This is a genomic window from Melghirimyces thermohalophilus, assembly GCF_900102685.1.
GTDB lineage: Bacteria > Bacillota > Bacilli > Thermoactinomycetales > DSM-45169 > Melghirimyces > Melghirimyces thermohalophilus.
Genome location: NZ_FMZA01000006.1, coordinates 159558 through 179766, shown reverse-complemented (window position 1 = coordinate 179766; position 20209 = coordinate 159558). Strand labels below are relative to the sequence as shown.

Here is a 20209-nt window from a genome sequence, read left to right as displayed (position 1 = left end):
TGGCGAGACTTGTGCCCTATGGGTACATAGCGAGACCCGGGAGCGGAGTGACTTGGCGAGACTTGTGCCCTATGGGTACAACGGGGAACGTGGGGGTACACGCCTCCCCCAGACAGAACCAGCAGCAAAGTTACCTGAAGGGGCAAGGACAAAGGAGAAGACCATCATGCGGCTAAGACGAAATCCTCATGCTAAAGAACGGGTACGGGAACACCCTCGGGTGGTGATGGAGCCGCAGCGCTACGCTGGAAGATGGCGCACCCACTTCGGGAACAACCACCCGCTTCACTTGGAGCTGGGCACAGGAAAAGGGCGGTTTTTGTCCCGGGTTTGCGAAATCTCCCCGGAGGTCAACTGGATCGGAGTGGAACGGGTGGAAGAAGTGCTCCTCCAGGCCCTCATCAAAGCAGACGAAACCGAATGTGAAAACCTGTGCTTTCTGTGGATGGATGTCAATCGGTTGGAAGAAGCCTTCGGAGAAGGAGAAGTCGACCGAATCTACCTTCATTTTAGTGACCCTTGGCCTAAAAAGCGGCATGCCAAACGGCGCCTGACCTACCGCACCTTTCTCGATCAATATCGGAAGGTGCTCCGGCCTGATGGGGAGGTTCTGCTCAAGACAGACAACCAAGCGCTGTTTCAATTTTCTATGGAAGAGATGGAAGAAGCCGGGTATCAGATAGTGGAGGTTTCCCGGGATCTTCATCACAGTCCCTATGCCTATGGCAATATCCTCACAGAGTACGAACAGAAATTTAGTGCCAAAGGTTTGCCTATCTACTACTTGTTGGCCCGTCGCCCACATTGACAACGGTTCTTATTCGATATAGTATGGTTCTGTATGGCTCAAACTGTTCCTTTCATCAAGGGACCTTGAGGATAGCTCAGCAAAAACCAGGTGATGAAATGTCACCCTCACCGGTTCGCCCTTCGGGACCGCGGCTGTCAATGCCTGAAGGTGCCCCCTTTTCGCCGCTATCCGGAAAGACCGGGCAATTCCAGCGGATCGGCATCCCCTGTCTTTGCTGCATCACAAATGCATGGAAAAGAAAGGAGCACGTCTAACATGGCACGTTATACAGGACCTCGTTGGAAAAAAAGCCGTCGCCTGGGGATCTCCCTCTCCGGTACCGGCAAAGAAATGAAGCGCCCGTACCCGCCGGGGGAACACGGCCCCAATCAGCGGCGGAAAATCTCAGAATACGGCCTCCAGCTGCAGGAGAAGCAGAAGCTGCGCTACATGTACGGCCTGAACGAAAAGCAGTTCCGCGCCCTCTTTAATGAAGCCGGTAAACTAAAAGGGGTTCACGGCGAGAACTTCATGAAACTGTTGGAGTGCCGTCTGGACAACCTAGTGTACCGGTTGGGGCTGGCCCGCAGCCGTGCCCAAGCTCGTCAGCTGGTGGTTCACGGTCATATCACCATCGACGGCCGCAAAATGGACCGTCCTTCCTACCGGGTCAAGCCCGGCGAAGTGATCGGCCTGCGGGAAAAGAGTGCCAACCTCGGCATTGTCAAGGAAGCGTTGGAAGAGCGGAGCTTCCTGCCGGAGTATGTCAGCTTTGACGAAAACAAAATGCAAGGCACCCTTACCCGCCTGCCGGAACGGGATGAACTGCCTGCCGAAGTCAACGAGCGTCTGATCGTTGAATACTACTCCCGTTAATCGGGACCATTATCAAAAAGCCCTTCGCCTGAGCGCGAAGGGCTTTTTGATATGGATCCGGATTTATTTTTTGACCACTTTGGCGAACCGACGCTTGCCCACGCGGACCACCATCCCGTCTGCGACGGGAACCTGGGCATCAGGGTCGGAAACCTTTTCTCCATCCAACTTGACCGCTCCCTGTTTGATCATCCGGCGGGCTTCCCCGTTGGAGGAGACCAGTTCCAGCAGGCTGAGCAGACGAACCACCCAAATTTTCCCGTCCTCGAGTTCCGCCTCGGGCACCGTCTTCTCCGGAAGGTCCTCGGGCAGGGCACCTTGCTGAAACACCCGACGGAACTCAGCTTCCGCTTCATCCGCCGCTTCCGGTGTATGGTACATTTCCACCAGACGACGGGCCAGTTTCATCTTAGCATCCCGGGGGTGAATCTGCCCTCCCTCGACACCTTTCTTCACTTCCTCCAGCTCTTCCAAGGTGAAGTCCGTCACCAGTTCAAAATACTTCAGCATCAACTCATCAGGGATCGACATCGCTTTTCCATACATATCTTTAGGGGTCTCATCGATGCCGATGTAGTTCCCCAAGCTTTTGGACATCTTTTTGACCCCGTCCAAGCCTTCCAACAGCGGCATCGTCAGAATCACCTGTTCTTCCTGCCCATACTGGTACTGCAATTGCCGCCCCATCAGGAGATTGAAGGTCTGATCCGTTCCTCCCAGTTCGATGTCACTTTCCAATGCGACGGAATCATAGCCCTGCATCAGCGGGTAGAAAAATTCATGGATGCTGATCGCCTGCCCGCTGTTGTAACGCTTGGCGAAGTCATCCCGTTCCAGCATCCGGGCCACAGTCGATTTGGCCGCCAAATCGATCACCGCCGCAAAATCCAAGGAGCTGAGCCATTTGCTGTTGAAATGGATCTCCGTCTTATCCCGGTCCAGGATCAAAAACAGCTGTTCCGCGTAAGTTTTCGCGTTCTCCTTTACCTCATCCTCCGTCAGTTGCTTCCGGGTTTCCGACTTCCCCGTCGGATCCCCGATCCGGCCGGTAAAATCCCCGATTACCAACTGAACGACATGGCCCAGTTCCTGAAATTGACGCAGCTTGTTTAATACGACCGTGTGGCCGATATGGATATCCGGTGCCGAGGGATCGAGACCCAACTTCACCTTAAGCGGTTTTCCCGTCTGCAGGGATTTGCGCACTTTTTTCTCCAGATCCGCCGCAGGAATCATTTCCGATGTTCCCCGGCGGATAACAGCCAGCTGCTCTTCCAGCCGTCGCTCCTGTTCCGGGGTCAACTGTTGTTCCTGTTCCAACTTCACTCACCTCGCTGTCCTTTGTTAAAAAAGGATGTTTTTCCACAAAATAAACCTCGCCCCCCTTGGCAAGGGACGAGGTTGGCTCGCGGTACCACCCTTGTTGAAAACCGAAACCCGGTTTTCCTCTCGACAGATAACGGGTCGATCCAACCCGTCGCCTTCCTTCATTTCCAGAAAGACGAAAGCTCCCAAGCTGTATTTCACTCGGATCGGGGCCGCTGGTTTGCACCATCCACCAGCTCTCTGAGGGGCCCACATACCCGGCTACTGCGGCTTGTTCCACACTCTATTTATGTTCGGTTTGTACTGGCCTGGCCCTCCAATAGGCAAAGGCATACGGTATCCGCACAAACGCATTGGATAAATCCATCTTACCCAAAAATACGGGGGTTATCAATATGAGACAACAAAGACCGCCGCGATCCACCTTTTTCCGCCTGCTCCGACGCGTGGTCACCACCGTCGTCCTCCTCCTATCCATCCTGACCCTGTTCGCCTTTGCGACGGTGGGAATGATGACCGGTTATTTCGCCGCTATCCTTAAGGATGAACCGGTCCGCAGCCAGGAGGAGCTTCGTCAACAGATGAACAACTGGACTCAGACCAGTTACGCTTATTTTAACGATAAAAGCTCCATCGGAGCGATGCGGACCGACGCCGACCGGAAATGGGTGAAGAAAGAAGAGGTCAGCCCCTGGTTGATCGACGCTTTGATCGCGACGGAGGATCATCGCTTTTATGAGCATCACGGAGTGTCTCCCCAAGGGATCCTGCGGGCTGTATACCAAAACATGACCCGACAGGCGGTAACCAGTGGAGGTAGCACGATCACCCAGCAGTTGGTGAAAAACGTGATCCTGGAAAACCGGGAGAAGGTACTGGAGCGAAAGGTGAAGGAATTGGGACTCGCCCTCCGGTTGGAGCGGTTGTTTGCCAAGGACGAAATCCTCACCTTTTATTTGAACAGCCTGTTCTTCGGCAAAGGAGCCCACAACCGAAACCTGTTAGGCGTGCAGGCGGCGTCCAAGGGCATTTTCGGTGTAGATGCCAGGGAGCTCAACCTGGCCCAAGCAGCCTACCTGGCGGGAATGATCCAGCGACCCACCGCCTTTAACCCCTTTCGGGAAGAGACTTTCAACTCCGGTCGCAAACGGATGCTGACGGTGCTTTCCCGGATGGAAGAGACGGGGAAAATCACGCCGGAAGCCCGTGCCGAGGCGGCCCGCTTTGACCTGAAGAATTCCTTGACCAAACAGGACGCCCAATCCGCCTACTCCCGGGACCCCTTTCTGATGTCGGCGGTGGAGGAACGAGCGGCCCAAGTGTTGATGAAAGTTAACGGGTTGGACGCTGCCGCATTAAGCCGAGAAGGGGTTTACCGCTCCACCTTGGAGCAGTACCGAAAACGAGTGCTGACCGGCGGTTACAAAATCTACACCACACTGGACTCCCGAGTGCACCGAGCCGTCAACAAAGCAGCCACCGATAAAAAACTATACGGCTCTCCGATCTCCTACACCGTCACCATAGGCGGAAAAAAGAAGAGGGTTAACAATGCAGAAGAGGAGGTGGGCGTCACCCTGATGGATGTCAAGACCGGCGGAATCCTCGCTTTGGTCGGCGGCCGCGATTTCAATCAGGGGCAGACCAACCACGCCCTCCAGTCCCGACGACAACCCGGCTCCACGATTAAACCCCTGTTGGACTACGGACCCGCTTTGGACCAGGGGGAGGTAACGCCCGGCACCGTCTTGGTGGATGAGCCGCTGGAAGCCGAAGGGAACGGTCATGAAAAGAAGACTTACAAAAACTACAATGACCGGTACCGGGGACCGGTCACCGCCCGGGAAGCTCTCAAATGGTCTCTCAACATCCCGGCGATCAAATTGTTGCGGGAAACCGGCATCCAACAGGGATTTTCCTATCTGAAGCAGATGGACTTCCCCATTCACCCCATGGACGGGGAAGCGTCGGCGATCGGCGGTTTCACCCGAGGGTTTACGGTGGAGGAAATGACGGCTGGTTATGCCATGTTGGCCAACGAAGGCATTTACCACAAACCCCACTTGATCCAGCGAATTGAAGATGCAAAGGGGCATTTGATTTACCAGCATCACCCTCAACCACAAGCTGTTTTCTCCCCGCGCACCTCCTATCTCACCACCAACATCCTGCAGGATGTGATAAAGAGCGGAACCGGTCGCTGGGTGGGCGCTCGTGCTCCGGGACACCACCTGGCCGGGAAAACCGGCACCACTCAAAACGGACACGATGTCTGGTTTATGGGCTACACACCTCGCATCGCCCTCGGCGTTTGGGTGGGTTATGATTTAAACCATCCCCTCGCCAATGATCGCAGGGCGAAACGGGTCTGGTCCCAAGTGTTTCGAAGGGCTATAGATGCCCGCCCGGAACTATCTCCCAAGGGAATCGACTTTTCTCGACCCGAGGGGTTGGAAGAGGTGGAGATCTGCAATGTGACCGGAAACATCGCCACCCGGGAGTGCCACGCCGCGAAGAGCGCCGTGAAGGAGATCCTCCCTGAGGAGGCGGTTCCCGATGAAGTCTGTCTCCATCACTGGGAGGAGCGGGTGGTGCAGGTAAACGGTAAAACCTATTTGGCCAACCCGGACACCCCGGAGGATTTGACGGAAAAAAGAACAGGAATCCGGATTCCCGAAGAGGAACAGGAACGCTATCAATATTATCAAGGGGCACAGCTACCCACAGAGAGGGACCCCCGGAGCAGCACCGGCCAACCGGCGCCGCCTCAAGTGCAGTCGACTCTGACGGAAGGTGAACTCCGATTGAGCTGGACCGGTCCATCGGACCCGACCCTCGCCGGTTACCGCGTCTATCGGAACGGAACGCATGTAGCCAGCATCCGCCTAGGCGAAGCTCCGGTTTATCAAGGACCTCCTGACCACTACACCGTCCGCGCCGTCGATGTGGCCGGTCTGGAATCCGACGACGCCGTTCCGCCGATTTTGCCGAATTCACCGGAACAAAAAGGATCTCCTTGGTTTTGATCCTTCCTTGGCAGTCCGTCATCCCCCATCGAAAAAGCCATGCGACCCCTCCAACGGGGAACGCATGGCTTTTTACGGCTGTCTTCGACTCAGCCTTCCATGGTAGACAGGTCTCCGGTGGGCAGATCCAGTTCCCAGGCTTTCAGTACCCGGCGCATGATCTTTCCGGAGCGTGTTTTTGGCAGTTTATCCTTAAATTCGATTTCACGAGGGGCGGCGTGAGCAGCCAGCCCTTTTTTGACGAATGCGCGAATCTCCTCCTTCAGCTCGTCGGAGGGGTGATAACCGGCACGCAGGGCGATGAAAGCTTTGATGATCTCTCCCCGGAGCGGATCCGGTTTCCCGATGACCCCAGCTTCCGCCACCGCCGGGTGTTCCACCAACTTGCTCTCCACTTCGAAGGGACCCACCCGTTCACCAGAGGTGTTGATCACATCGTCGATGCGACCCTGAAACCAGAAGTAGCCATCCTCATCCTGATAAGCGGAGTCGCCGGAGATATACCAGCCTTTGATCCGGAAGTACTCCTGGTATTTGGCGTCGTTGTTCCAGATCTTGCGCATCATCGCCGGCCACGGGGCCTTGATCGCCAGATTTCCCATCTGGTACGGAGGCAGCTTGTTCCCCTCATCATCCAGAATGGCCGCTTCAATGCCCGGGAATGGTTTTCCCATCGATCCCGGTTTGATCTCCATGGACGGGTAGTTGGAGATCAGGATCGCGCCGGTCTCCGTCATCCACCAGTTGTCATGGATACGGCGGTTGTAGGTTTCCAGACCCCAACGAATCACCTCGGGGTTGAGAGGCTCACCGACGCTCATGATATGACGAACTTTGGACAGATCGTATTTTTTCACCAGATCGGCACCGGCCCCCATCAGCATGCGGAAAGCGGTGGGTGCACTGTACCAGACGGTCACCCCGTATTTCTCCAAGGTTTCGTACCAGTCTTCCGGACCAAACCGGCCGCCGCGGACTACATTGGTCACCCCGTTGAGCCAGGGGGAGAATATGCCGTAAGACGTTCCCGTCACCCAGCCAGGATCGGCGGTACACCAGTAGACATCCCCCTCCTGCAGGTCCAGAATCCACTTCCCGGTTATATAGTGTTGAATCATGGCGTTGTGGACATGGTACACCCCTTTGGGTTTTCCGGTCGATCCAGAGGTGTAATGCATGATCATCCCGTCTTCCCGATCCACCCACTGGATATCCAGCTCGGGGGAAGCGGCTTCCATTTCCTTTTCGTAGCTTAAGACACCGTCTTTGAGGTCGCTCTCTTCCGCTCCGATCAGGATCACGTGCTTCAGATCAGGTAACTCATCAACAGGCACCCTCTCCAGAAGCTCTCGGGTGGTCACCAGGGCGACGGCTCCACTATCTTCAAGGCGATCTTTTACAGCCGCTTCAAAAAAGGCTTCAAACAACGGGCCGACGATGGCACCTACTTTGATGATCCCCAACAGGCTGAAGTAAAGCTCCGGGGACCGGGGCAAAAAGACAAATACGCGGTCTCCCTTGTTGACACCGACCTTTTTCAGGACGTTTCCGAAGCGGTTGGACTGTTCTTTCATCTGTTGGAAGGTGTATTTCTCTTCCCGGTCGTTGTCGCTGTATATCAGGGCAACCTGGTCACGGCGTCCCGACTCCGCATGGCGGTCGATCGCCTCGTAGGCTGCGTTGACTTTACCGGTCTCATACCAGGAAAAGGCCTTCTCAACCTCTTTCCAGTCAAAGTTTTTCCGGGCTTCTTCGTAGGATTTTAAGTTGTTTCCTTCCGTCATGACTTTGATCGGTTCTCCTTGCTTCACTTCGGATGCCCTCCTCTTTGCTGGAATTTCATCCGGCCACGGACCGTTACCCGGTCAGCAAATGGATCTTGGTCGATAGTTTGGCAGATTTGGAAGCGCATTCAATTAAAGCATCCATCACCGGGCCCGTTTCCCCGTCACCGGAAATTGTTCGTTACTTCCCTCTTTTTCGTGTTTTTGCAGTTTTTACGCCTCAAATTTTATCAAAAAAGTGAACATCATGCGAGAGGTTTGTAACGCCGAAAGAATCAACTCCACTCCAAAAAAGTTGTTTGTGTTAATATGAAAACAAATATGCCAAAAATTGCTCATATAAGCGTTATACTCTGCTGACAGCCCCCATGGAGGTGGCGAAATCCCTGATGGAACACCGGAAGGAATACCATCGAACCTGTTTACAAACGGATTCGGGCGAACTGATTGTGGAAGGGCCCCTTTTCCCCAACACCTTGAAGCGGTACCCCTTTCACGCCGGTTTGATCGCTTTCCGTCCCCCGGAAGAACAACGTGCAGCTCTGATCGGGATCGCGCAGTTGACCGAAGGACGTGTCCTCATTGCCCGAACAGAGACGGAAGTAATCGGATACGTCACTTTTCTCCATCCCGATCCCTTAGAGCACTGGTCCAGCGGAAACATGGAGGATTTAATGGAGCTGGGGGCAATCGAAGTGGCAGCCCCTTACCGAAAGGACGGGGTGGCCCGGGCCCTTCTTCGAACCGCCTTTTCTGATTCTTACATGGAGAACTACATCGTGATTTCAACGGAATATTACTGGCATTGGGATCTTAAAGGAACCGGTCTTTCCATCTGGGAATATCGGCAGATGATGGAAAAGTTGATGTCCACGGTGGGGATGGAGCGCTTTTCCACCGATGATCAGGAGATCACGTCCCACCCCGCCAATTGTTTGATGGTCCGAATTGGCAACAGGGTCCCCTTGGACTCCCTAGCCAAGTTTGACCGCCTTCGCTTCCGAAACCGTATTTTTTATTGATGCGATCAGAAGGGGGACCTGTAACAAGACAAAACCCCCGGCTGTGACGGAGGGGTGATCGATGAAGGATACAGCCTGTTTCATCTATAGCGACCAGTATTTACGGTATCACTTCGGAAATGGACACCCGTTCAACAACAAACGGCTGGAGCTGACTCTTGACCTGATCCGTTCCTTTGATATCGGGCATCCTCACTTCCTTCGCCCGCCGCGTATCGCCTCCGATGAGGAGTTGAACCGGATCCATGACCTGGGCTATATCGAAACGGTGAAAGGGGCCGACAGCGGAAATATCCCCCGGGAGCGGCTAGAAGCCTACGGCCTCGGCACAGGGGACAACCCCCTCTTTCCCGGGATTCACGAAGCGGCTTCCCTGATCGCCGGCGGCACCCTGGAAGCCGTTGACGGGGTGATGAAACGGCGTTTCGATCACGCCCTCAACCTCGCTGGCGGCCTTCATCACGCCCTTCGAGGCAAAGCTTCAGGTTTTTGCATTTATAATGATGCTTCCGTGGCCATCGCCCACCTACGGGAGAAATACGATGCTCGGGTTTTGTACATCGACACCGATGCCCATCACGGCGACGGGGTCCAGTGGTCCTTTTACCATGACCCCGATGTATGTACACTTTCCATCCACGAGACGGGCCGCTATCTGTTTCCCGGAACAGGTCATCTGTACGAACGGGGGGGTCAAGCCGGTTGGGGAACCAGTATCAACATCCCCTTGGATGCCTTCACCGAGGATGACTCTTGGCTGGACGCCTTCCGACGGGTGGTGCCCCAAGTGGCCCGATCCTTTCAACCCGACATCATTCTGTCCCAGCACGGTTGTGATGCCCATCGTTGGGACCCGATGACCCACCTCTCCACCACCATGATGATTTACCGGGAAATTCCCCGGCTGATCCATGAATGGGCTCACCAACTTTGTGATGGCCGCTGGGTCGCCCTGGGCGGGGGTGGATACGACATCTGGCGGGTCGTCCCCCGGGCTTGGACCTATCTGTGGGCGGAGATGGCGGGGATCGTCCTGGAGAATAAGGGAATCCCTTACGCATGGAGAGACCGATGGCAGGGGGAAAGCCCGGTCCCCCTCCCGCTTACTCTAGACGACCCCGAGGATCTGTTTCCGCCGATCCCCCGTCGGAAGGAGATCACCCGCACCAACGAAGCCACGGTGCAGCAAATTTTGCGCTTTTACAACCTGAACCATTGCTAAAAGCAAAACCGACCGAAGACAGCCGGTTTGCTCATAATGACTGCACACAACGAGGGAGATCACCTCATCGATCGGCTTCCTGCACATAGACCCTTTGATCGGTCAACTTCTCCATATTGCAAAGGCAGTTTTCAAAGGAACTCTTATCCTGAAACGACGCCCGGTACACCTGCCCGCTGGATTGTACCTCAACGCCGTCAGCCTTTAGCTTTCTGGCCAAGTCTTCCTCTCCCGGTCCCCAAAACTCAAATGTAAACATCCCGCATCGCCCCCACTCCTTTTGGGAGATAGGATGCGAAAAGAAGAATCTTTCGATACACGTGCCTTCACTTGAGTGGTTTAGGTTTATCATTTTTCAAAAGATAGGGGGGGTTTTGATGTTTCACACGACTATACAGCCGCGGGTGTCCGAGACGGACGGGGTGGGTCACATCAACAATACAACGATCCCTGTCTGGTTTGAAGCCGCCCGCGAACCGATCTTCAGACTGTTTATGCCGAACCTTTCCTTTAACGATTGGCGCATGATCATCGTCAATATGAATGTGGATTACCTGGCCCAGGTTTATTACGGAAAGCCGGTCGAGATTGTTACCTGGGTGAAAAAAATCGGTAACACCAGTTTTGTTCTGGAAGAAGAGCTGACTCAGGAAGGGCGGACCTGCGCCAAAGGAACCGCCACCTACATCAATTTTAATCAGACGACCCAAAAACCGGAACCGATCCCGCCGGACCTCCGCTCGCAACTGAAACAGCACCAAAAACAGCGTTAAAAAGACCGGCCGAGGCGAGTCATGGGGTTTGGAAGAACGATGATGACTCAGCCCTGAACATCTGTTTACCCCGTATAACAAAGGAAAATCCCCCGCACACACGGGGGATTTTCTCATGGGACACCGGTGGGATTTATCCCAAACAAGGACCCATGTGGGCTTCTCATTTCGCCCCGATTATTCGGCTTCTTGCAAACGAGTTGAATCCCGCAATTGTAATTGGTTTTGCAGCACCACCTGATTCTGTTCCACGGTCTCATCATTCATATATTTGGTTAACAGACGCATCGCAACGGCGCCGATGTCATACATGGGAACGGCCACAGTGGACAGAAGCGGGCGGACCTGGGTAGCCAGCGGAACATTGTCAAATCCGATGACGGATACATCTTCCGGGACCCGCTTGCCAAGATCCTGCACTGCGTGGATCGCTCCCACCGCCATTTCGTCATTCACACCAAACAAGGCTGTGGGCGCCGCATCCCCCTTCAGCAGTTCCATCGCCAGCTCGTACCCGGAATCGTAGCGATAGTTGCCGAGGCGGATCTGGGATTCATCGAGGGCTCGCCCCGCCTCCTCCAACGCTTGTCTATACCCCTGATAACGAGGATAACCAATGATCGGATCCGTCAAAGGGCCTCCCAGAAAACCGATCCGCTCATGGCCTTCCCGAATCAAGACTTCCGTCGCCTCTTGAGCCGATCCCACTTGGTCCGTGATGACTGAAGGACGTTCTTCTCTCTGATCCTGGGTCGCTGCCAACACAATCGGCACATGGGAGCCGGAAAAAACCTCCCGGTGTTCCTCCGTCACTTCTCCGCCGAGGAACAAGAGTCCGTCCACCTGCTTCTCCAGCAGAGCTTCTGTCAGTTGCAGCTCTTTTTCTTTCTTCAGGTCAGAGTTACACAGGATAATATTGTAATGATACATCGTGGCGATGTCTTCAATCCCCCGGGTCAATTCAGCGAAAAACGCATTTGAAATATCCGGGATCACCACTCCCACCGTCGTGGTCTTCTTGCTGGCCAATCCCCGGGCGACCGCATTCGGGCGGTAACCCATCCTTCGGATGGTATCCAACACTTTTTTCCGGGTTACCGGTTTGACGTTGGGATTTCCGTTGACAACCCGGGATACGGTGGCCATCGAGACCCCCGCTTCACGGGCTACATCGTAGATGGTGATGGTCTCCTTTTTCCTTGCCATTTTTCACACCCAATTTTGCTTTGATGGTTTTTCCGATCTATTTGTATAAGAATACGATAAATTTTTAGCCGTGCAAAGGGAAACGGACTGGTATTCTTGACAATTTCAGCAATCTTTGGTTTCCCCAGAGTCTATATGCCTAGTCTGCCCGCCGAAAAAAGAAAAAAACCGGCCATTTCGGCCGGCGAAAGGCAAGCATCATCGTAAAATCCCTGTATAAAATCTCATCCCAGCACTGGTTCGCTCCGCTGGATTCGTCCATGTTGCCGAATCTCATCCATAAACGCCTCAAACTGCGGAATATTGATCTGCTGGTTGGCGTCCGACAGTGCCACGGCGGGGTCCGGATGGACCTCCAACATGAGCCCGTCTGCTCCTGCGGCTAATGCAGCCTTCGCCACCGGCAACTGAATATCGCGCCGCCCCGTCGAGTGGGTGATATCGACGAAGACCGGCAGATGGCTCTCTTGTTTCAAAAGAGGAACGGCGGAAATGTCCAGGGTGTTCCGGGTCCATTTCTCATAGGTGCGGATCCCCCGCTCACACAACATCACCTGATCATTTCCTCCAGAGACGATGTATTCCGCAGCGAATAGAAACTCTTCCACCGTAGCGGACATGCCGCGCTTCAAGAAAACGGGAAGCTGAGATGATCCCGCCGCTTTCAAAAGCTCAAAATTTTGCATGTTCCGCGCTCCGATCTGGACGACATCAATATACTGTTCCGCTTTTTCAATATCGGAGGGATTGACGATTTCACTGATCACCTTCATCCCGAATTCGTCGGCGACCCGGCGCAGGATGCGCAGTCCTTCCACACCTAATCCCTGAAAATCATAGGGGGACGTACGGGGTTTAAAGGCACCCCCGCGAAGCAAGGCCACTCCTTGCTTGCTGAGGGCTTGCGCCACTTCCCTGACCTGTTCTTCCGATTCCACCGAACACGGGCCGGCGATGACGGTTTTTTGTTCATTGCCGACGGGGAGATCCCCCACGTGGACCACTGTGTCCTCAGGTTTCCGTTTGCGGCTGACCAAAAGCGCTTTTTTGTGGTCCTCCTGTTGCAAATCGAGGGAAGCTTTGAAGATCTGTTTAAACAGATGCCGGATGGTCTTATCATCAAAAGGGCCAGGATTTGCCTCCGACACCCAGTTCAGCATATCACGCTCACGCTCGGGATCGAAACGGTGAATTCCTTGCGCCTTTTTTACCTCTCCAATGGCTTGGGCCAATTCGGCCCGCTTGCTCAACAATTCCAGCAGTTTCACGTTTACCTCGTCGACTTCTTGCCGCAGTCGATCCAGTTCGTGGCTCATCTTCATACTCCCCTCTGAATTTTTATGGTCCATTATATCGAAAAGCCATTCTTCTGTCATGGGTTAAATATGGATTTAAGGCAAAAGAAAAAACCGGCGGATCAGCCGGCTTACGGTGCGGCGGGGGTGGCGGCGATTTCTTCGAACCAATGGGAGATCTTCTTTTCATTCCGAGGGAAGGAAAAGAGCTTGAGAGTGGGTTTTTTCCCTGTAGTCAGGATCAGCGATACGGGAAAGTTGGACGGGTTTACTTTTCGATCCAAAGAGAGACCCGAACTTTTTAGAATCATTTGCAGCGTTTCGTAATCTGGAACTTGAACAAAGACGCAACGCCTCACTCTCTTCAACCAGTCCGGTTTTCCTTGTTTAAACAGCGGCATAGCACTGGGGTAGATCAAGGCCGTATCCATTCGCGATCCTTCACTCACTTTGCGGGGACGAATCACCCGAATGTAATCGCTTTCCGGAATATGCACCTGTTCTGCCTGCGTCGCCAGCACCATCAACTGCTGCGGACCGTTAGTGGAAGGAAGAGTGGGCGCACCGGCCATCTCGTTCATCTGAGCGTTCCGATGCTGCATCATCCCTGGAACAAAAGCGACCAAAAAAGCGATGGCCGTATAGACCGCCGTCCACTTGATCGCATGATTGAAGGCGGTAACGGTGGGAGAAGGTTTTTCCCGGTGATTCCGAATCTCCTCCAGGGATTGAACGAGAGTGATCATCTCCTGGAGATTCCTCCGACAGGAATGACAACCTTGCACGTGCTCTTTTAATCGCTGATGCTCTTCCTCCCCGATCTCCCTGTCCACATACAGCTGAATCAGGCGATCCATATCTTTGCAAGAAGAAGACATCCAAGATCCCCTTACTTTTTGGAGAGTCGGTCTTTCAGCATCTTCCGCGCACGGAATAACTGTGTTTTTACCGTCCCTTCCGGGATGTCCAGAGCCTCAGATATTTCGGCATAGGAGTAGTTGCGGAAGTGTCGGAGTACTACCACCCGACGGTAAATCTCGGGCAGGTTCTGGATTTCTTCTTTCACCTGCTCCAACATCATCCGCTGCTCCACCTGTTCCTCTACAGAGACATTCACGGAATGAGGCGGCTCTGATTGTATAAACGCGTCTTCCAACGCAACCAGCTTCAAACTTTTTTTCCTTTTTTGGTCTCTGAAGCGATTGGTCATCATCGTGCGGAGCCAAGCTTTGAGCGACTTCTCATAGACGTACTTATTCGATTTGCGATGGGCCTGCCAAAGGGTTTCCTGCATCAGGTCCTTGGCATCCTCGGTGTTTCCCGTCAGCCGGTAGGCGATATGATACAGATAGCGCCGATGTTCTTGCAAGCGTTCCAGGAACTCGTCCGTCACGGATTTTCGCTGTGTATTATCAGCATTCATGGTGATCCTCCCGCTTCCCATTCGGTACTTATTTTTATCTTCGGTGTCAATATTTTTGATCGTAACAAGTCATCCTGGGGCTGCCAACCGCCAAAAGATGACACTCCAGAGACAGTGACTCCCCAGAGAGTCTCGAGCAATAAAAATAACAATGACAGATGTCCACCTCGGTTTCAGTTACAGGAGAACATTTTCCACCGAAAAGCACAACCCACTCCAGATAGAATAGATGGACTCACAGCATCATTTCCTATCAATTTCTTCTTTATATGGACCGATATGCATTTAATCACCTAGAAGGATCACACCGGCGACCACCAGGATGCTTCCAATCATCTTGGTGAATGTTACCGTTTCTCCAAACACGATCACCGACAACAGGAAGGCAAGCACCGGGAAACTGCCGACCACCGGCATCACCCGCCCTACTTCCCCATACTGAAGAGCTTTAAAATAGAAAAACTGGGCGAAAAGGACACCAAAAACGCCCCCCAGCAAGATATGGACGATACTGTGAAAATCGGGGAATTCAACTTTTCCCCCTTTGGCCAGGAAGAAAAGATAGACGGAGATGCCCAAAGTCGTCACCCCCGCCCGTATAAACAGAGCGACAGAGGGTTCCGTCCGAGCCAAACCCAGCTTTTCAAAGATCGGGGCCACACCGAAACTAAACGCCGCCAACAGGGCAAAGAGCAGTTCTCTGTTCATGTCTACCTCCGTTCACCGTCCACAGGTTTGTCCCATGTATATGCGGTGAAATAGGAAGATAGACATGCCGATCAACATAAAGGGGCACCCCCGACAGGAGGCGCCCCTTCGACGATTCAGTTCCTCGCCCCGCCGATTTCTACCATGGATTCCTTTTCCCAGCTTTCATTCGCGTCGGCGGTAGGTTGTTCTTCTCGCAACTCAATCCATTTGTCCGAGGTCTCCGCCCCTTCACCGGTTTTTCGGACAGCCTCCTCCGATTGATCCCGCAGAAACTGACGAGCCTCATCCAAGCTTTTCCACAGTTCCTCACGGGTTTCACGGCCGGTTTTAGGCGCCAACAGCAGGGCGGTTGCCGCTCCGACCATTCCGCCGATCACCGCACCGAAAAAAAGTTTGCCGCTTTTGGCCATAGGATCATCTCCTTTATCCTTTATTTCACCCGTTTACCCTTTTTTCTAACCGGCTTGTCCAAACGCCATTTTCGCAAGAGGTCCATTCCTGAACTGACGAGGGCGGTCACGTTTCCCAGTCGCTCTTTCTGAGTGGAGGCGGTGCGGGTAATACTGGAGGATAATTCCCGAAGTCCTTCCCCCATGCTTTGAATGCTTTCAAATAAGGGCTCGGTCTGCTCGGTCTTTCTGTTTACCCCGTTGATGAGTTGTCTCGCTTCCTCCAGGGTTTTCCTGGAGTCATCGGCCAAAGCCTCCACCTTGGGTCGCACTTCGTTCAGGGTGGTATCTACGGAATCCAACGTTTGGTTCAACTTACGGAGAGAAACCACCACCGCAACCACCAGTACAACAAAAGCAGTTGCAGCGACGGCGGCACTGATTTGTATCACCAAGTCCGCCTCTCCTCCTTTTTGCAGTTTGATAGCCATGTGAAGCGGTCACTGCTCCTCTTCACTACCCCGATCATGCGCTCCCGGGATGTCTACCGGCAGATCTCCCCGGGGAGTCAGACGGCCGGCCAGAGCGTCAGCAGCTGCTTCCAGGCTGAGCTCACCGGTGCTGTATAAAGCGAGATACGTGGTTTGGTCAGGCAGTGTCGACACTTCGTAGGGGGTGTCCAAACCCAGTGCAATCACCGGGATCCCTCTGGCTTCTAAGGTTCGGATCAATCGGGTTTGTGCAGGGGTATCCGCCTGGGTGCCGATAATGACCACATCGGCTTGGCGCGCTTCAGCGATCACCTCCCCAACCTCCCGGGCATCCGAGTCAAAGGCCACTTCCCGAACGGAGAAGCCGCGAGAAGTGAGGGAACGCCCCAGCTTCTCGGTCCCTTCGGGGGAGATCAGCAACACATCTTCCACCTGCTTCCGATCGAGGGGCACTCGCTGCTCCCGATCTTGAACCAGGGTTAGGGCCTCCTGCGCCACTCGACGAGCCACCGCGGCATGTTCTTTTGTTCCGACCCTTTCCTTCACCTGACTTACGGGGACCAGCGGCTTTCCGGCGATGGAGACGCCCCCGGTCCGCTTCAACTTTAGTCGGAGGATGCGCCTTAGGGATTGATCGATCCTTTCCTCGGAAATCTCTCCCTTTTTCACCGCTTGCCGCACTGCCGCCATCGACGCTTGTTGATGGTCGAGATTGTGGGAAACCAACAGGATGTCAGCACCGGCTTTTACCGCCCGGACCGCTGCTTCCTCCGGGCCAAAGTGTTCCACGATCGCTCCCATCTCCAAGTCATCGGTCATGATCACCCCGGCAAAGCCGAGACGCTCCCGCAACAGTCCAGTCAGCACTTTTTTGGACAACGTGCCTGGAAGCCCCGGGGTTTCCACCAGCTTGGGAAAGGTGATGTGAGCCGACATGACAGCGTCCGTCTGATCGAGCACCCGCTTAAAGGGCACCAGCTCCACCTGGTTTAACCGCTCCAAGGAATGCGGGATAGCAGGCAGGTTGACATGGGTATCAACGGATGTATCGCCGTGTCCCGGGAAATGTTTGACCGCCGTCAACACCTGCCCGTCATGATATCCCCGAATCTGGGCCAATCCCATCCTGGCCACCTGATCAGGGTTACTGGAGAAGGAGCGGACACCGATGATCGGATTGCTCGGGTTGTTATTCACATCCAGCACCGGGGCCAGATTCATATGGATCCCCATCGCCCGCAGCTCGGAACCGGTCACCCGGCCGACACGGTAGGAAAGGCGGGGATCTTCAGTCGCCCCCAAGGCCATCGCCCCGGGAAACTGCGTCACCCCTTCGCGCATCCGAGCCACTTTTCCCCCCTCCTGATCGATGGAAATCAACAGGGGGATCCGCGACGAATCCAACAAAGCCAATTGCTGCAATTGATTGGTCAATCTCCCTACTCCTGACGGGGAGTGGATGTTCCGATCGAACAGGATCACACCTCCCGCCTTTTCTTTCCGGATCAAGGTCCGGATTTGGCGGTTGATCTCATAGGCCGGCTCTTCCCCATTTTGGAAACCGACCATAAACATCTGTCCCACTTTTTCCTTAAGGGACATTTCACCAATCATACTATCAATCTCTTGTTTCATGGACGCCCCTTCGCCTGCGGAGAGAACAGAGGGATCCAACCTCACACCGGTTTCCAACGGGCGGGAAGCGGGCAACAAAAGCACGGATAAAGCCAACACGAATACCAACAAACCCCGCAAAATTGGGGCCAAACTGTACCACCCCTTTAACGTTGTGCCGCCTGCTCCCATTATATCCCGGGGTTCCTTTCCTATAAAGGAGAACATCCCCTTTTATTCCGAATCTTCAGCGGTGTGGAACCGGAAACAACAGGCGGTTATAATGGGAAAGGATATAATAGAAGAGGTGATCTCGTTGGAAGAAACCAAAACGATCGTCGTCCTAGAAGGGGACCAGACCGGTCAGGAATTGTTGGAAGAAGCTTTGCGGGTGTTGGACCCGGAAGTGATCGGCCTGGACATCCGGCTGCAACATTTTGATCTCAGCCTGGAAAACCGCCGCAAAACCAAAAACGAAGTGGTGTATGAAGCAGCTCGTGCCATGAAGGAAGCAGGCTACGGGCTAAAAGCTGCCACCGTCACCCCGGAAGAAAAGGGGGATGTGGGCAGCCCCAACGCCATCCTTCGTAAAGAGATCGACGGAAAGGTGATTGTCCGCACCGGCCGCCGGATCCCAGGTGTGCGCCCCGTAGCCGGTGCCTTCGCCCCCATCTCTGTCATCCGGATGGCTGTCGGTGATGCCTATGGTGCCAAGGAGTGGCGGGAAGGAGAAGGAATCAACGAAATCTCCTACCGCACCGAGGCCATTGACCGCAAAACCTGCCGGGCAGTCGCCCAATATGCCTTCCGCCACGCGAAGCGGACCCGGGCCAAAGTGTTCGGCGGACCCAAATATACCGTCAGCCCCATCTACGAGGGCATGCTGAAGGAAGAGATGGACGCCGTCAGCAAGCGCTATCCGGAAGTTGCCTACGAGCCGCAACTGATCGATGCCACCTACGCCCTTCTCCTCAACAACACCGGTGACTCTCTGGTCATCCCCGCCCTCAACCGCGACGGCGACTGCTTGAGCGACATGGTTCTGCAGCTTTTCGGTTCCATCGCCGGTGCAGAATCGATTCTGATGAGCTTTGACGAGGAATTTAATCCGCGGGTAGTGATGGCGGAAGCGCCCCACGGGACGGCGCCTACCCTGTACGGGAAAAATTTGGCCAACCCGATGGCCATGATTTTGGCTGCCGCTTCTCTGCTCTCCCATCTCGACACCGAACGGGCCACCGTCGCTTCCCGGGCCGTCTATGAAGCGACTATCGAAACGGTAAAGGAAGGTCACCGGACGGCGGACCTGGGCGGCAGCGCCACCACGACCGAATTTACCAACGAAGTGATCCAAAAGATACAGACCAAGCTGGAGGTCTGGAACAACCTGCAAATGTGACCGTTCCTGTCACCCCCCCGTCTTCAGGACGGGGTTATTTTTATTTCAAAGAATACCCATCTTGTCTATAATCGTTGTATATCACCATCTCACAAGGAGGATCGATCGGATTGTCCGATAAAGGGAATCAAACGCTTCAGAAACTGCTCTCACACACTCCCGAAGGGGTATTTTTGGCCGGAATCACTGGATTAGGCTATTTTTCCTCTTACCTGAGCGACCTGGGTTATAAAACCCACTTCGGTATTCCCTCGATGTTCGTAGAAATTCATCTAACCTCTGTGGTTTTGTCCATCTGTGTGATCATCTTCACCTTATTTATCGCCGCCCTCTGCATCACGATACCCCAATTCCGCAAATACGGTCCTCACCTGTTTGCGGTGTTGATTCCACTGATGATTGCTGTCATCGTGGGCATGAAATTAAACTTTTCCCTCAACCGGGAATATTTTTTGACCGTCGTTTTTCTGTTCTTGTTCCATGCGGTGTTGTTATTCATTTTCTTCCACCTGGCTCAAAAACAGAAGCGGATCACCAACTTGATCGCCGTCGTCCTGCTGGCTCTGATGATGGTCTCTGTCTCCTATAGCAGCGGATCGATGATCGCCAAAAACCGGGAACACTTTCTTGTCTCCAACCAGGGGCAACCGCTGGTGGTGGTCGATACATACAAGGATTCGCTGGTCGTCGCCCCCCTCGAGAGGGAAAACAGTCGCATCCGGCCTGCTTACCGCTTTGTCCACCTGGAATCCGATCTCAATGGAAAACTCTCTTTTTCTCGGCAAGAAGTAGGACCGTTGACGATTCACCGCTGATAGGGACCCGAGGAATTCGGACATAAAAATGGCCGGGTTGGTCCCCG

At 54.1% G+C, this 20209-nt stretch carries 20 protein-coding genes and 1 other annotated feature; of the genes, 9 read left to right on the top strand and 11 right to left on the bottom strand.

Annotated elements, in window-relative coordinates; all coding sequences use genetic code 11:
• Positions 1–166: 166 nt before the first annotated feature.
• Both trmB and rpsD read left to right on the top strand, forming a co-directional pair.
• Positions 167–808, top strand: coding sequence for a tRNA (guanosine(46)-N7)-methyltransferase TrmB (gene trmB, locus BLP91_RS06275; RefSeq protein WP_091567808.1), 642 nt, complete (start codon positions 167–169; stop codon positions 806–808).
• A gap of 258 nt (positions 809–1066) precedes the next feature.
• Positions 1067–1666 carry a 30S ribosomal protein S4 gene (gene rpsD / locus BLP91_RS06270; RefSeq protein ID WP_091567806.1) on the top strand — a complete coding sequence of 200 codons (600 nt, stop codon included), beginning with the start codon at positions 1067–1069 and terminating at the stop codon, positions 1664–1666.
• 63 nt (positions 1667–1729) lie between these two features.
• Here rpsD and tyrS read toward each other — a convergent pair whose 3' ends face one another.
• A complete protein-coding gene (gene tyrS, locus BLP91_RS06265) occupies positions 1730–2986 on the bottom strand; it encodes a tyrosine--tRNA ligase (RefSeq protein WP_091567804.1) in 1257 nt (418 codons plus the stop codon).
• A gap of 68 nt (positions 2987–3054) precedes the next feature.
• Positions 3055–3280, bottom strand: a binding site (T-box leader).
• 107 nt (positions 3281–3387) lie between these two features.
• Here tyrS and BLP91_RS06255 point away from each other — a divergent pair.
• Positions 3388–6018 carry a transglycosylase domain-containing protein gene (locus BLP91_RS06255; protein WP_091567800.1) on the top strand — a complete coding sequence of 877 codons (2631 nt, stop codon included), beginning with the start codon at positions 3388–3390 and terminating at the stop codon, positions 6016–6018.
• An 89-nt stretch (positions 6019–6107) separates the two neighbouring features.
• Here BLP91_RS06255 and acsA read toward each other — a convergent pair whose 3' ends face one another.
• Complete coding sequence (gene acsA / locus BLP91_RS06250; RefSeq protein WP_091567853.1) at positions 6108–7802, bottom strand: acetate--CoA ligase; 1695 nt, start codon at positions 7800–7802, stop codon at positions 6108–6110.
• 44 nt (positions 7803–7846) lie between these two features.
• On the opposite strand from acsA, the gene BLP91_RS06245 reads away from it, so the two are divergent.
• The 3 genes from BLP91_RS06245 (at position 7847) to BLP91_RS06235 (ending at position 10046) form a co-directional block, all read left to right on the top strand.
• Entirely contained in the window at positions 7847–8044 is a 198-nt protein-coding gene (locus tag BLP91_RS06245) for a hypothetical protein (protein ID WP_091567796.1), read from the top strand.
• Positions 8045–8191: 147 nt separating this feature from the next.
• Positions 8192–8824 (top strand): GNAT family N-acetyltransferase, encoded by a 633-nt coding sequence (locus BLP91_RS06240; RefSeq protein WP_091567794.1) that lies wholly within the window; start codon positions 8192–8194, stop codon positions 8822–8824.
• 61 nt (positions 8825–8885) lie between these two features.
• The gene (locus tag BLP91_RS06235) at positions 8886–10046 is read left to right on the top strand and encodes an acetoin utilization protein AcuC (protein ID WP_091567792.1); all 1161 of its coding nucleotides are present in this window, start codon (positions 8886–8888) and stop codon (positions 10044–10046) included.
• A 64-nt stretch (positions 10047–10110) separates the two neighbouring features.
• On the opposite strand, the gene BLP91_RS06230 is transcribed toward BLP91_RS06235, so the two are convergent.
• Positions 10111–10305 (bottom strand): hypothetical protein, encoded by a 195-nt coding sequence (locus BLP91_RS06230; RefSeq protein WP_091567790.1) that lies wholly within the window; start codon positions 10303–10305, stop codon positions 10111–10113.
• 118 nt (positions 10306–10423) lie between these two features.
• Here BLP91_RS06230 and BLP91_RS06225 point away from each other — a divergent pair, with 118 nt between their 5' ends.
• A complete protein-coding gene (locus BLP91_RS06225) occupies positions 10424–10819 on the top strand; it encodes an acyl-CoA thioesterase (RefSeq protein ID WP_091567788.1) in 396 nt (131 codons plus the stop codon).
• A gap of 177 nt (positions 10820–10996) precedes the next feature.
• On the opposite strand, the gene ccpA is transcribed toward BLP91_RS06225, so the two are convergent.
• The 8 genes from ccpA to nagZ all read right to left on the bottom strand — a co-directional run bounded on the left by ccpA (position 10997) and on the right by nagZ (position 18101).
• Entirely contained in the window at positions 10997–12025 is a 1029-nt protein-coding gene (gene ccpA / locus BLP91_RS06220; RefSeq protein ID WP_091567785.1) for a catabolite control protein A, read from the bottom strand.
• A 224-nt stretch (positions 12026–12249) separates the two neighbouring features.
• Positions 12250–13341: a bifunctional 3-deoxy-7-phosphoheptulonate synthase/chorismate mutase gene (locus BLP91_RS06215; protein WP_091567783.1), complete on the bottom strand. Its 1092-nt coding sequence runs from the start codon at positions 13339–13341 to the stop codon at positions 12250–12252.
• Between the two features lie 110 nt (positions 13342–13451).
• On the bottom strand, positions 13452–14198 hold the full coding sequence (locus BLP91_RS06210; protein WP_091567781.1) for an anti-sigma factor family protein: 747 nt from the start codon (positions 14196–14198) through the stop codon (positions 13452–13454).
• Between the two features lie 11 nt (positions 14199–14209).
• Complete coding sequence (locus BLP91_RS06205; protein WP_176757863.1) at positions 14210–14743, bottom strand: RNA polymerase sigma factor; 534 nt, start codon at positions 14741–14743, stop codon at positions 14210–14212.
• 285 nt (positions 14744–15028) lie between these two features.
• Positions 15029–15451 (bottom strand): EamA family transporter, encoded by a 423-nt coding sequence (locus BLP91_RS06200; RefSeq protein ID WP_091567776.1) that lies wholly within the window; start codon positions 15449–15451, stop codon positions 15029–15031.
• Between the two features lie 116 nt (positions 15452–15567).
• Positions 15568–15864 (bottom strand): YtxH domain-containing protein, encoded by a 297-nt coding sequence (locus tag BLP91_RS06195; RefSeq protein WP_091567772.1) that lies wholly within the window; start codon positions 15862–15864, stop codon positions 15568–15570.
• A gap of 20 nt (positions 15865–15884) precedes the next feature.
• Positions 15885–16334: a DUF948 domain-containing protein gene (locus tag BLP91_RS06190; RefSeq protein ID WP_091567769.1), complete on the bottom strand. Its 450-nt coding sequence runs from the start codon at positions 16332–16334 to the stop codon at positions 15885–15887.
• Positions 16335–16343: 9 nt separating this feature from the next.
• Positions 16344–18101 (bottom strand): beta-N-acetylhexosaminidase, encoded by a 1758-nt coding sequence (gene nagZ / locus BLP91_RS06185; RefSeq protein ID WP_176757862.1) that lies wholly within the window; start codon positions 18099–18101, stop codon positions 16344–16346.
• Between the two features lie 130 nt (positions 18102–18231).
• On the opposite strand from nagZ, the gene BLP91_RS06180 reads away from it, so the two are divergent.
• Entirely contained in the window at positions 18232–19347 is a 1116-nt protein-coding gene (locus BLP91_RS06180; protein ID WP_091567851.1) for an isocitrate/isopropylmalate family dehydrogenase, read from the top strand.
• Between the two features lie 110 nt (positions 19348–19457).
• A complete protein-coding gene (locus BLP91_RS06175) occupies positions 19458–20162 on the top strand; it encodes a hypothetical protein (protein WP_091567764.1) in 705 nt (234 codons plus the stop codon).
• Positions 20163–20209: the final 47 nt, after the last annotated feature.

Coding starts and splice junctions, on each gene's coding strand:
- acsA (WP_091567853.1), bottom strand. CDS start 7,802: ATGACGGAAGGAAACAACTTAAAATCCTACGAAGAAGCCCGGAAAAAC.
- BLP91_RS06255 (WP_091567800.1), top strand. CDS start 3,388: ATGAGACAACAAAGACCGCCGCGATCCACCTTTTTCCGCCTGCTCCGA.
- BLP91_RS06235 (WP_091567792.1), top strand. CDS start 8,886: ATGAAGGATACAGCCTGTTTCATCTATAGCGACCAGTATTTACGGTAT.
- BLP91_RS06190 (WP_091567769.1), bottom strand. CDS start 16,334: ATGGCTATCAAACTGCAAAAAGGAGGAGAGGCGGACTTGGTGATACAA.
- ccpA (WP_091567785.1), bottom strand. CDS start 12,025: ATGGCAAGGAAAAAGGAGACCATCACCATCTACGATGTAGCCCGTGAA.
- BLP91_RS06230 (WP_091567790.1), bottom strand. CDS start 10,305: ATGTTTACATTTGAGTTTTGGGGACCGGGAGAGGAAGACTTGGCCAGA.
- BLP91_RS06200 (WP_091567776.1), bottom strand. CDS start 15,451: ATGAACAGAGAACTGCTCTTTGCCCTGTTGGCGGCGTTTAGTTTCGGT.
- BLP91_RS06180 (WP_091567851.1), top strand. CDS start 18,232: ATGGGAAAGGATATAATAGAAGAGGTGATCTCGTTGGAAGAAACCAAA.
- BLP91_RS06210 (WP_091567781.1), bottom strand. CDS start 14,198: ATGTCTTCTTCTTGCAAAGATATGGATCGCCTGATTCAGCTGTATGTG.
- BLP91_RS06215 (WP_091567783.1), bottom strand. CDS start 13,341: ATGAGCCACGAACTGGATCGACTGCGGCAAGAAGTCGACGAGGTAAAC.
- BLP91_RS06205 (WP_176757863.1), bottom strand. CDS start 14,743: ATGAATGCTGATAATACACAGCGAAAATCCGTGACGGACGAGTTCCTG.
- BLP91_RS06240 (WP_091567794.1), top strand. CDS start 8,192: ATGGAACACCGGAAGGAATACCATCGAACCTGTTTACAAACGGATTCG.
- BLP91_RS06195 (WP_091567772.1), bottom strand. CDS start 15,864: ATGGCCAAAAGCGGCAAACTTTTTTTCGGTGCGGTGATCGGCGGAATG.
- trmB (WP_091567808.1), top strand. CDS start 167: ATGCGGCTAAGACGAAATCCTCATGCTAAAGAACGGGTACGGGAACAC.
- BLP91_RS06225 (WP_091567788.1), top strand. CDS start 10,424: ATGTTTCACACGACTATACAGCCGCGGGTGTCCGAGACGGACGGGGTG.
- rpsD (WP_091567806.1), top strand. CDS start 1,067: ATGGCACGTTATACAGGACCTCGTTGGAAAAAAAGCCGTCGCCTGGGG.